This window comes from Thiorhodococcus drewsii AZ1, assembly GCF_000224065.1.
GTDB lineage: Bacteria > Pseudomonadota > Gammaproteobacteria > Chromatiales > Chromatiaceae > Imhoffiella > Imhoffiella drewsii.
The window spans coordinates 150,409-163,035 of sequence record NZ_AFWT01000010.1 but is presented as its reverse complement, the minus strand read 5'-3'; the positions used below and the strand labels follow the sequence as shown (position 1 = coordinate 163,035).

Genomic DNA, 12,627 nt, shown 5'->3' with positions numbered 1-12,627 from the left:
TGAGGTGATTGCGGTGGACGGCAAGACGGCCGAGGCTCGCGCGACCGACGCCGGGAACGTGCGGCGCTGCACATGGTCAGTGCTTGGGCCGTATCGAACCGTTTGGTGCTGGGGCAAGAAGCTACGGCGGAGAAATCCAATGAGATCACGGCAATTCCCGAGTTGCTTGAACTCTTGGTGCTCAAGGGCTGTATCGTTACGATCGATGCAATGGGCTGTCAGCGCGCCATCGCCGAGCAGATCCGTTCCCAGGGCGGGGATTATGTGCTTGGGCTCAAAGGCAACCAGAGCACGCTGCAAGAGCCTGTCGAGGATGTCTTCACCACCGCCGTTGCGGGCCAATTCTCCGGTGTCGCCCATGCCTATACCGAGAAAACCGACAAAGATCACGGACGCCTGGAGATCCGCCGTTACTGGATCACGGAGGATCTGAGGACCTTGCCCAATGCTGCGCGCTGGGCGGGCTTGCGCAGCATTGGAATGGTCGAACGCACCTGCTGGCAGGACGGTGTTCAGAGCGTCGAGCAACGCGACTTCATCGCCTCCATTGGCGCCGATGCCCAGCGCTTCGCTACAGCCGTGCGGGGGCACTGGGGCGTAGAAAATCGTCTCCATTGGCGCTTGGATGTGATCTTCAACGAGGATGCTAGCCGGATTCGCAAAGCCCAGGCTCCGGCCATCATGACCGCGATTCGTCATTGCTGCGTCAACCTGCTCGAGAAGGAGGACTCCTCGCTCAGCATGGCGCACAAACGTCGCAAGGCCGCCTGGGACGACGACTATCGCGCTAAGGTCCTGGCTGCTTGATGATTAATACGCGCTCGCCCTGCACGAACGCTCGCCCTGCTCGCCACCAAGCGACGCAGGCGGTTAAACTGCGGAGCTAAAATCCGCGAGGCGCCGACGCTTGCCTCGACCATGCCACGCGCCCCATTTACCGACTCTCATCGGAGCACGCAAACCATGTTGGACAAAAAACTCCTCGACATCCTGGTCTGTCCCGTCACCAAGGGACCGCTCATCCTCGACAAGAACCGCAGCGAACTCATCTCGCTCTCGGCACAACTCGCCTACCCGATCCGCGACGATATCCCGGTGATGCTCGAGGACGAGGCCCGGCATCTCTCCCTGGAGGAGATGGACGCCTACCGCGACGCCCGCTGAACCCACGATCGCCGACGCTTCCCGTCACACCGCACCAAGCAGAGGACGGGAATGCGCAACCCACTCGACAGGCGTCGCCAAGACCGAGCGGAGCGCTCTAGAATAGGAGACATGCTCGGCGATGGCTCAATAGGCATGGACCGCTGCCGATACAGCCATATCCAGGGATAAACGTCCTCGTTCCACCGAACGATCGACGACAGGGCCGAGACAGGACTCGCACGGATGCCTCACGGTAGGCGACGCTCAATGGACATCACGTCATCAGCCGAATCTCATCGTTATGACGAGCAGGTCGCCGCCCTGCAGATCGCGCAATCCTACCGCCAACTGCCGATCGGTCTTCTCGTTACAGTTGCCAACGGACTCATCCTGACCACGGTGCTCTGGAACGCCATCGACGGCATGCGCCTGGCGATCTGGCTGACGGCACTTCTCGCGGTCACCCTCGGTCGTTTCGCCCTCGTTCTGGCCTACCACAACCGGCGCCAGCGACAGACGCATCACACCCAGAGCTGGGAGCGCTATTTCATACTCGGCTCACTGGCCTCGGGACTGACTTGGGGCTTCGCGGGCATCATCCTATTTTCCCCAAATTCCTTCCCGCACCAGGTCTTTCTCGCCTTCACGCTCGGCGGCATGATCGCTGGAGCCGTGCCCGTGCTATCCTCCTTGCCCCCAAGCTTTCACGCATTCCTCATTCCGACCCTCTCGCCGATCACGCTGCAGATGCTGATACAGGGCGATAGCATCCACACGACCATGGGGGTGATGCTCATCATCTTCGCGCTCGCCATGACCGCATCGTCCGCACGCGTCTATCGACTCTCCCGGGAAACGGCCGAGCTGCGTCTCAAGCTCTCGCAAGCGATCGAAGATCAGCTCACGCTCAATAGCATGGCCCGCCTCGATCCGCTGACCGGACTCGGAAACCGCCGGCTCTTCGACGAAACCCTGAATGACGAGTGGAAACGCGCCCTGCGCACCGGAAACAGGTTTTCGCTGATCATGGCCGACATCGACTATTTCAAACGCTACAACGACTGCCTAGGGCATCTGGCGGGGGACGCCTGCCTGACCCGTGTCGCAAAGGCAATGGCCGCGGTCGCGAAACGTCCCGGAGACAAAGTCGCCCGCATCGGCGACGAGGAATTCGCCTTCCTACTACCGAATACCCCCTCAGAGGACGCCCTGGGAATCGCCGAGCAGGTACGCCAGAGGATCGAGGCGTTGCGGATCAAGCATCCAAACTCACCCATTGCCGATCATGTGACCATCAGCCTCGGTGCGGCCGATCTGATCCCGAACCCGGGACGTGTTCCCTCCGACCTGATCGAGGCCGCCGACACAGCCCTCTACGCGGCGAAGCGCCAGGGACGCAACTGCGTAGTCCGGGCGCTCTGAGCCAGACGGAAAACGCAACGAACCCACCGTTCCCCAATTCCCACGAAGGTCATTCCAAGCCAAACCGCCCGAAGGAAGAAGCCCCGACTCAGGTAGGGCGTAATAAGCCGCCTTCAACGAGTGGCTGCTCCCCATGTCGCTGGAGATACAGTCCATGAACCGCCAGCGTTCGACCTTGGAGCGGCCGTATTGCGCCGTATGCGAGCACCGGGGTGCGACCGAAGCCTTGTCGTTGCATGCCATGCGGCGCAATACGCGTTCGCTATTGCGCCCTACGCGGGATCACAACCAGTCCACGACCGCGTAAGGCAAGAAGCAGCGTCTAGTTCGTGGACCGCGACTTCACCTCAATCTCAATCTCCGCGCTGGCAGTGGCGCACTCGCTTGCGGAATCGTCCGCGACCTCGACCCGGACCCGATAGAGTCCCGGCGCGCCGAAGGCATGCCGAACCTTGCTTCCACGCCCTTGGTGACCGTCGCCGAAGTCCCAGCGGAAACGGAGCGGATCGCCATCCGCATCGCTGGACCCGGAGGCATCGAACAGCACATCATCGTGTGCCCCGCCCAGATAGGCGACCCTGGAGTCGGCTCGCATGTCGACCCGAGGCGCGGCATTCACCCGCACCTCGGCCCGCTCCTCGGCGCTCGCGCAGTCGCTGCCCGAGTCGTCCTCGACACGCAGTACCAATGCATAACGGCCGGGGTCCGAGTAGACGTGCTCGACCTCGGCACCCTCGGCCTCGGCGCCATCGCCGAACGACCAGCGATAGGCGGCAATCCGGCCGTCGGCATCGGACGAGCCCAAGCCGGAAAAGCGAATCGACTCGCCGGGACAGCCCCGAAGCGGTCGATCCAGACGCGCGACCGGGGCCTGGTTCACCCGCACCTCACGACCGAGCGTCGCGAGCGCATTGCCGGCGCCGGAATCGTCGCTCACCTGCAAGACGACCCAATAACGCCCTGGCTCGGCATAGGCATGATGGATCTCGGCACCCTCGGCGCCTGCCCCGTCGCCCAGGTCCCACCGCCACGCTGTCAGCGCACCATCTGGATCGCTCGAACCGCTGGCATCCAGAACCAGTTCGCGGGTCGGACAGGCGATCTCGGGACGGACCTCGAATGCCGGCAACGGCGCCGCGTTGCAGCGCACGGCAAGGGTATCGCTACGAGTCGCGTTCGGCAGATCCGTATCGTCGGTGACGGTCAGCCTCACCGCATAGTCGCCCGGCTGGCGATAGACATGCGTCGTCTGGATGCCCTCGGCGCCCGCCCCGTCGCCGAAATCCCACACATAGCGACGGATGGCTCCGTCCGGATCGCGGCTCGCCGAGGCGTCGAAGAGCAGGATTTCGCCTGGAGCGGCCACCCGGTCATCGCCGGCCTGCGCAACGGGCGGTGCATTGACCTGAATCGCATGCTCGAGCGTCAGACGGCTACAGTCGCCGCCGCTTCCGTCGTCGGCGGTCATGCTTAACAGATAGCGCCCCGGCTCGCGATACGCATGCTCGACGCTGGCCCCCTCGGCCTGGGTTCCATCGCCCAGATCCCAGCTGTAGACCAGATCCGACCGCGATGCATCAAGGGTATCGTCAAGCGGATGTGCGCTCAGGACCACCGACTCGCCGAGCGCAACCTGCGCGGGGGCAGTCAGTTCCACCTGCGGGGTGTCGAGCACGACGACGCTCAACCGGTCGCTGTTGCTGTTGTCGCAGCTGCCGACCTGGTCGCCGGTGATGGTCAGGGTCACGGAATAATCGCCGGCCTGGCTGAAGAGATGGGTCGGGTTGGATCCCCCACCCTCGGTGCCATCGCCGAAGTCCCAGTGATAGCTGTTGACGACCCCATCGAAATCGCGCGAGGCCGTCCCATCGAAGGTCACAGGCGTATTGGCGCAGACCTGAAGATCCTCACCGGCCTCGGCCACCGGCGCATCGACGACACGCACCATGCGGCGATCGGTGGAGCTATCGCACTCAAGCCCCGAACCGTCCTCGACCCGCAAGGTGACCGGATAGAGTCCACCACGCGCGAACGACTTGGCCGGAGTCGCCGAATGCGAGTCGCTACCGTCGCCGAAGTCCCACGCATAGAGCAGGCGCCCCTCGTCCGGGTCCCTGGATTGAAGCCCGTTGAACAGGACCAGATCGCCCGCGCACACCAGCGCCGGCGCCTCAATGACGGCGAGCGGACGGCGATGGATCCAGACCTGGGTCGATGCGGCATGGATCGCGTTGTCGAGCCCGGTACCGTCGTCCACCGTCAGAACGACCGGATAGCGCCCGCCCTCGGCGAACCGATGCGCGACCCGAGGCCCCTGCGCATCCGCTCCATCATCGCCGAAGGACCAGCGATAGTTCAGTGAATCGCCGTCGGCATCGCTTGAGCCGCTGCCGTCGAAGGCGACCAGGGTCTCGCAGGTCTGGACCGGCTCGCCTGCGGAGGCGACCGGGCGATGGTTGACCCGAATGGAGCGCCGATCCTCGGCATGGCCGTTGGACGCACCGCTGTCGTCCGTGACCGCGAGCCTCGCCGAGTAGCTTCCTGGCTCGGCGAAGCTCAGTGCGGTCTTGTCCGTCTCGACCGCCGCCCGGCCATCGTCGAAGGTCCAGCGATAGGAGACGATGCGTCCGTCCGGATCATAGGAGCCGGAGCCATCCAGGAGAATCTCCTGGCCGGGCGCCACCAGCAGATCTGCCCCAGCCAAGGCCACCGGAGCGGCATTCACCCGAACCGACGCCTCGGCGAAGGCAATCGCCTCCGCATGTCCCGAATCATCCGCGACCCGCAACCGCACCTGATAGAGACCGGGCTCGGCATAGGCATGACTGGGGGCGACACCGGTCGCCGAGGTCCCATCACCGAAATCCCAGGCATAGTCCTGGATACGCCCGTCCGGATCAAACGACCCAGCCCCATCGAAATTCAGGGTCTCTCCCGGAGCCACCAAATGGTTTGGACCGGCATCGGCGACCGGACCGGCGTTGATCCGCACCTGCATGCTGTCCTGGCTGCTGGCCGAGGGCGTCCCCGAATCGTCGGTCACGGTCAACCGCACCGCGTAGGTCCCCGCAACCGCATAGACATGGACTGGGGTCGGCCCGACGCCCTGGGTGCCATCGCCGAAGTCCCAGTCATACGCGATGATATGGCCGTCAGCATCGCTGGATCCGCTCGCATCGAAGCGGACCTCGCTGGCCGTCACCCAGACATCCTCGCCGGCATCCGCAAGCGGCGGAGCATTGACGACGACCTCGAACGCGGTGCTGGCCGTCGCCGACCCGGTACCCGAGTCATCGCGAATGTCGAGCCTCACCGAATAGCGACCCGGCGCGGCATAGGCATGCTCGACATTCACGCCGCTCGCCGTCCCGCCGTCGCCGAAATCCCAGCGATACTCGACCAGCGCGCCGTCGGGATCGCTGGACGCGGAGGCGTCGAAGACCAGGGTCTGGCCCACCGCACCGCGATCGGGTCCCGATGCGGCGGCAAGCGGTGGATCGTTGATCCAGACCAGCAGATCGTCCTCGGCCCGGCTGTTGCCGACCCCGGCATCGTCCTCGACCGAGAGCAGGACCCGATAGCGTCCGGGCGCGGCATAGGCATGCTCGACCCGCACCCCATCCGCCGTCTGGCCGTCACCCAGGTCCCAGTTGAACGCGCGTAGCGCGCCGTCTGGATCCCCACTGGCTCCGGCATCCAGGACCAGGACCTCGCCGACCGTGGCACGGCGATCGTCACCCGCACGCGCAATGGGTTGGGCATTGACCCAGACCAGGGTCTCGGCACGGGTGTCGGTGCAGGGTCCCGGACCATCGTCCTGGACGAGGAGCCGCACCGGATAGCGTCCGGGCTGATCATAGGTGTGCGAGACGCGAACGCCACTAACCTGAGCTCCATCCCCGAAATCCCAGCGATAGTCGATGATACGGCCGTCGGTATCGCTGGATGCGGCGGCATCGAAAGAGACCGCGTCGCCAGGCGCCACCGTGCGCTTGGGACCGGGCACCGCGAGCGGCGGCCGATTCACCTTCAGTTGAGTGGTGAGACGCGCCCGGTCCATGACTCGGCCCGAATCGTCGATGACAGTAAGAGTCACCTGATAGAGACCGGGCTCGGCATATCGGTGCTCCAGACGCTCGCCCCGACCCTGCCGGCCATCGCCGAAATCCCAGATGAAAGCGGTCAACGCATCGTCACGACCATCCGAACGCCCGGCATCGAAGGAGACGCCCAGACAGTCGTCCAGAATGGCGATGTCCGCCTGCGGCTCGGGTGGGATGCTCGGCGGACGCAGACGAATCGGCAACTCAAACGCCAGCGGAGCGCCGGACTGATCGGCCGCTTCGAGCACCAGATCGTTCAACAGGGTGCGCCCGCCGCGTATCTGGATGGCGGCGCGCTCGGCACCCAGGCCGGGATCGAGCGCGATCCGCGCCTCTTCCCACCGCGCCTCGCCCGAGGCCCGTAGCGGGACGGGCGCCATGAAGGGCAGTTCCAGCTGGATCCGGACGCGATCCAGGTCGAACTGACGGATCCGTAGCGCGCTGGTCTCGGAGGGAAGCGCGAAAACCGCCTCGGCCAGCCGATCGGGACCGGGCGGAACCGAAAAGGTCGGACGATAGTCGAGCAGACGCGGCCCCTCGACCGAACGATTGGAGTCGGCATCCGAGCTGACGGCCAGGTCGTAGAGATTGCCGTCATCGCCGGCGACACCCTCGACCACGAGCCGGAAGACACGAAGCTCGCCGACCCGCTCGCCCTGATCGGGAGAGAACCGGACCAGGGTCTCCCAGCGTCCGTCGGTCGACGCATCCTCGCCGAATTCGGCCTGGCCCAGCAGATGACCGGCCGACCGCCAGACAGCGGGATCGGCCGTGGGTCCAGCCTGCCCGAAGGCCCCCTCGCCGCCGAACAGACTGAAGCGGGTACGGCCGTTCCAGAGACCGTTGGGCTCGTCCTCGGCGCCGCCCAGATCCGGGTCCCAGACCCGCAGGAAGAGCGGCGCGGGTGCCGTGTCGGGCACCTGGATATAGACCACCTCGGTGAAATCGTCGTCGCCCTTTCCAGGATGGGCCTCGGGCCCGAAGGTGACGAGCCTGACCCGATCCTCCGCCACCACGACACCGACTCCCAACAGGACGACGCAGAACAGCAGGCCACGCATGAGCGGGTTATTCAATGACCACCTCCCGTCGGTTCCCGAGATAGTCCTGCAACTGGACCGAGCGCAGACGCGGTTTGGCCTTGAGATCGGGCGGGAGCGCCACCCAATCCTCATAGCCATCCCGATCGGATCCGCGCCGAGCGATCCCCTGATGCAGGGTCTCTCCAATCTGAAGGCTGTAGGGAATGCCCGCCGTCAGACCGCTCGCGTCCTCGGCCTCAATCTCGACCCGCAGTCGACGCGGCGGCCCGTCACCCTCCTCGCGCAACCGATACGCGGTCAGCCGAGGGGGTTCGCGATCGAGCAGAAGGGACCGCTCCAGAATCGCTCGATTGCCCGCCCGATCGCGTGCGACCAGCCGAATCCGGTTCTCGCCGGGGCGAAGCGGGACACCGAACGCGAACGTGCCCTCCTCGGACAGTGCAACCGATTGTCCGTCGAGTTCGAGCGATTCACCCGCCTCGACCCGACCGCTCAGCGACAGATGCGGATCGGAGGTACGCAGAGGCGGGTCCTGGTCGAGCCGAATCCGAGGCGGGGTGCGATCCAGCACGACCTCCAGACCCGACTCGACGCACTCGCCGAGCGGACCGCTCGCGATTGCATGAAAGCGCGTCCCCTCGGTGCGCGCCGGCAGGATCAGATCGAAATGCCCATCGGCATCGGCCAGGGTCGTGACCGAGACACCCGGATCATCCTCGGAGTCGACCCGAACGCTGGCACCGGGAAGCGTCACGCCGGACAGGGCGAACCGCCGACTCGCCACCAGCAACCGACCCTGCGCGTCACGCGGCACGCCTTCCGCCATTCGTAGCGGCATCGGCGATCCGGGCGTGCGATAGAGGGTCCGTTCGAGACGACTGAGGTTGTCCGCCGGGTCCCGCGCCTCGAACACCAGGTGGTTGGATCCCTCGCTCAACGGACGATCCAGACTGAAGCGTCCATCAACATCCAGCGCGATCGACTCGCCATCGAGCCAGAGACGCGCATCCGGCTCGGTTCGACCCCGCACCGTGATCGACGCATCCGCCACCCGTTGACCGGGAACGGGATTCTCGACCACCAGATAAGGCGGCGTGTTGTCCCACGCGATCTGAAAGACCCGCCCCAGGCTCGCGGGTCCGGGCAACCCGGCAGCGTCGACGGAGGACAGCCGCCAGTAATAGATGCCCTCACCCTCGATCGGCACGTCTGTTTCGGTCCCACGGACATCCGTGTCGGTGAAAACCAGACGGCTGAACAGCGGATCGCGGGCAACCTCGATCCAATAGGCACGGGCATCCGGCACGGGGTTCCAGATCAGCTCGACGCCCTTGCCATAGCGAACCGCGCCCTGCTCGGGCGAGATCGGTCCTGGGGGCGGAAGCAGATCGATCGGCGGCACCGGCGGCCGACCGGCCTCGACCAGGGTGCCCTGATTCAGCCCGACCACCACACTCCCACCTCCGGCGGACACCCGGAACTCGCCCGCGTAGTTCGCCAGACGCGTATCCTCCGGGCTCTTCCGCAACCAATAGTGGGTCGAGTCCCCAGAGGTCTCGATGCCAGGCACCTCGACCCGGAGCGTCTGGCGACCTCCAGGAGCGATGAGCGCCCGCAGATCGCCGCCATAGAGCACCACGTCCAGGGTCTCGGAGCGGGTCAGCCGATCGCGGCGCAGACGACGAATCGCCAGCTGGGCGTTCTCGCTCATGCGTAGCGAGCTGGCATCGCGGAAACGCACCAGGGCGAAGGACCGCTCGAGCGTGCGCAGACGCGTGTGCTCGACCAGGAGCGTGCGGATCGGGATAGGGGTCCAATCGTACTCGCTCGGCAAACGCCGCTGCACCACGCCGCCCGCCGCATCCAGAACCGCCTCGGCGGCAACGTCGCGCCGGCTCAGACTCCGATCGAGCGCGCGACTGGCCTCGGCGATCCCTGAGCGCGCCAAGCGGAGCGCCGCGTTCAGATCACCCCGACGCCGGGCCTCCGTTGCGGAGGCCTGATCCGAAAGGGCGCTGGCGATGGACTGGGTTGCGAACACCTCAGCTCCAGCGGCGGTGGCGCGATAGATGAGACCCCGCAGATGGCTCAACACCAGGCCCAGATCGCGCATCGCCGCCACCGGCAGGCTCAGCGACATGCCGGGCTGGACCTGATGAGGCGAGTCGAGCCGATTGGCACGCAGAATCTCGGGCCAGGCGTTCGGATCGCCCAGATAGTCGGCTGCCAGATCGCGCAGACTCTGATCCGGCCCCAGAATCACAGCGAAGGTTTCCTCAGCCAGAACGCTCGGTCCCCAGAGCACGCCCAGGAGCAAAAGGTAGCGAAGAAACGAGACGCGAGATGTCATCCTGAATATCTCCGGGCGTCCAACGCCTCGACTCAGGCACCCAAACGCACGGGAAAAGCGGGCGTCTGAATCGGGCCGCGCTCCAAGAGCGCAACAAAATCGTCCGCCCGAAGCGGACGGGCAAAATAGTACCCCTGAATCAGATCGCAGCGCCGCTCGGAGAGATAGGCGAGCTGCCCCGCCGTCTCGACACCCTCCGCGATGATATTGAGCCCCAGGCTTTTGGATAGCGCGATGACGGCACCGACGATCATGGCATCGTGCCGATTCGTCTCGATGCCCGCGACGAACTCCTGCGCAACCTTGAGATAATCGAGCGGAAAGCGCCGCAGATAGGCGAGCGACGAATAGCCGGTTCCGAAGTCGTCGATCATCAACTGAACCCCCATTTCCTTGAGCTGTTCCATGCGACCGATCGCCAGGTCCACGTCATCCAGCAAGAGCGACTCGGTCAGCTCCAGCCCCAAGTGGCGGGCATTCAGAGCGCTGCGGTCGAGCGCCGAGCATACGCGACCGACGTAATCGCTACGCCTGAACTGGAGCGATGACACATTCACCGACACCGTGACCGGAGGTGCCCCTCGCAGCAGCCAGGCGCTGATCTGAGCGCAAACGGCCTCCATCACCCAATCGCCGAGCGGAAGGATCAGACCGGTCTCCTCGGCCAGCGGGATGAACTCGCCGGGCGAGGCGACGAAGCGGCCCTCGCCATCGGGCCAACGCAGCAACGCCTCGGCGGCCAGGATCCGGTGGCTGTCGATGTCGACCTGCGGTTGATAGTAGACCTCCAGCTCGCCCCGCTCAAAGGCACGACGCAATCGCACGTCGAGCCTGAGCTTGCGCACCGCGCACGTCTTGAGCTCGGCATCGAAGAAATGGTATTGCCCCCGCCCCAGCTCCTTGGCGCGATACATGGCCATATCCGCATTGGTGATGAGCTCGGTGACCTCAATGCCATTACAAGGCGCGACGGCAATGCCGATGCTGCTTCCCAGCTGCAGCTCGACATCGGCCAGATAGAAGGGCGCGCTGAAGGCCCCGATCAGACGCATCGCGACTCTGGAGATCGCCTCCCGGTCGGCGGCACCACGCCGAATCACCAGAAACTCATCGCCAGCCAACCGGGCCGCCCATTCATCCTCGCCCAGTTTCTCGCTCAGACGCCTCGCCGCGAGCCGCAACAGCTCGTCGCCCACACCATGCCCGAGGCTGTCATTCACCCGCTTGAAACGATCGAGATCGAGGAAAAAGACCGCAACCGAATCGGTCTCCCCGTCGAGTTCGGGGAGCACCCGTTGCAGATACTGCAGCACCGAGCGTCGATTCGGCAGTCCGGTGAGCGGATCCTGGTGGGCGAGCATATCGAGCTGCCGATGTCCCTGCTCCAGTTCCCCGATCATCCAATCGAGACGCTCGCCCAACAGTCCGATCTCGTCGTCCCGGGACACATGACCCACCCGCGCCCCGAGATCGCCGCCGCCGACCCGCTCCGCGACGACCGCCATCTCGCGGATCGGACGCCCAACACGACGCGACAGAATCAGCGCACCGACCAGCCCGACGCAGGCGGACAACACCAACCACCACAGCAGATGCTCACGCACCCGCTGAGCCAACCCATAGGCCTGGCGTTCGGGCGCACCGACCAACAGCACCCAAGGCGGAAAGTCGAGGACTGCGAAGGCGCCCAGCATGGACGTCCCGTCCGCGCCCTCGAAGGGTGTCGCGAGCAAGGTGCCAGGTCCGCTGGACTGGAGATCCGGCATGTCTCCGACGAGGAGCGGCGGACCTGTACCTGGTTCAGACCGCGACGGAAAGACGGGCGCACCCGTCTCGTCCAAGACCCAAACGCCACCGGGATGATCGAAGCCCTCGCGCCCCAACTGGCGTATCAGGTCGGTCACGTCCAGATAGGCCAGAAGGCTCGCCCGTCGCTCGTTCAAGGGCGCGCGAAATTGGATATGCAAGGGCAGCAGCCAACGATCGAGCGCCTCGATACGCAGCGGAGCCGATGTCCGGACCTGCCAGGGGGACGCTCCCGAGGCTGGGGGCTCGACCGACGCGAGCAGCGTCTCCAGGTCTGGCCGGAGGTGATCGAGACTGGCCTTGAAGGAGCGTTCGAACAAGAAAATCGGCGACTGCCCGGCGACCGAAACCCGCAGGGCGCGCACAGCGGGCAGGCCACGCAGACTTCCCTCCAGCATGGCGAGCTTGCCGTCGGGCGGAACGCGCGGGTCGTCCACCGCATCGCGCAGTAGAACGAGTGCGGTCCGGGTCGGCTCCACGACGAGCCGGATCCGGTCCATGAGACCGCGAGCGGTTGCCAGCACCCGTTCGTTGACCGCGCTCTTCAGCTCGGCCTCGGTCTCGGTCAGCGTCGAGAGCCCGAACAACAGCAGTGGAGCGATCGCCAGCGCGAGTGCAAAGAGGACGATCCGGGCGCTCAGACCCAGCCGATGCCGAAGCAAAAACGCCCGTCCCCACCCCATACCGAAGGGCCGGGGCTGGGGCACGGACGCGGATCCGTTTCGCAGCTCGCCGTTCATCCCATCCTGGCACCACT

6 protein-coding genes are annotated in these 12,627 nt (G+C 65.3%); 3 read left to right on the top strand and 3 right to left on the bottom strand.

All coding sequences use genetic code 11. The features are described from left to right. Window positions 1–72: 72 nt before the first annotated feature. The 3 genes from THIDRDRAFT_RS09030 to THIDRDRAFT_RS09020 all read left to right on the top strand — a co-directional run bounded on the left by THIDRDRAFT_RS09030 (window position 73) and on the right by THIDRDRAFT_RS09020 (window position 2,568). Window positions 73–807 carry an ISAs1 family transposase gene (locus tag THIDRDRAFT_RS09030; protein WP_007040527.1) on the top strand — a complete coding sequence of 245 codons (735 nt, stop codon included), beginning with the start codon at window positions 73–75 and terminating at the stop codon, window positions 805–807. Window positions 808–966: 159 nt separating this feature from the next. Beyond that, window positions 967–1,164, top strand: coding sequence for a Trm112 family protein (locus THIDRDRAFT_RS09025; protein WP_040844408.1), 198 nt, complete (start codon window positions 967–969; stop codon window positions 1,162–1,164). Window positions 1,165–1,413: 249 nt separating this feature from the next. Further along, window positions 1,414–2,568 (top strand): GGDEF domain-containing protein, encoded by a 1,155-nt coding sequence (locus THIDRDRAFT_RS09020; protein WP_007040525.1) that lies wholly within the window; start codon window positions 1,414–1,416, stop codon window positions 2,566–2,568. A gap of 322 nt (window positions 2,569–2,890) precedes the next feature. Here the strand turns inward: THIDRDRAFT_RS09020 and THIDRDRAFT_RS09015 are convergent, their stop codons facing one another. The 3 genes from THIDRDRAFT_RS09015 to THIDRDRAFT_RS23715 are packed head-to-tail and all read right to left on the bottom strand — an operon-like array spanning window position 2,891 to window position 12,577. Further along, on the bottom strand, window positions 2,891–7,747 hold the full coding sequence (locus THIDRDRAFT_RS09015) for a PKD domain-containing protein (protein ID WP_007040524.1): 4,857 nt from the start codon (window positions 7,745–7,747) through the stop codon (window positions 2,891–2,893). Continuing rightward, window positions 7,740–10,064, bottom strand: coding sequence for a FecR domain-containing protein (locus tag THIDRDRAFT_RS09010; RefSeq protein WP_007040523.1), 2,325 nt, complete (start codon window positions 10,062–10,064; stop codon window positions 7,740–7,742). Before THIDRDRAFT_RS09010 ends, THIDRDRAFT_RS09015 begins: the two co-directional genes overlap by 8 nt. A gap of 32 nt (window positions 10,065–10,096) precedes the next feature. Continuing rightward, on the bottom strand, window positions 10,097–12,577 hold the full coding sequence (locus tag THIDRDRAFT_RS23715; RefSeq protein ID WP_159105399.1) for a putative bifunctional diguanylate cyclase/phosphodiesterase: 2,481 nt from the start codon (window positions 12,575–12,577) through the stop codon (window positions 10,097–10,099). Between the last annotated feature and the right edge of the window lie 50 nt (window positions 12,578–12,627).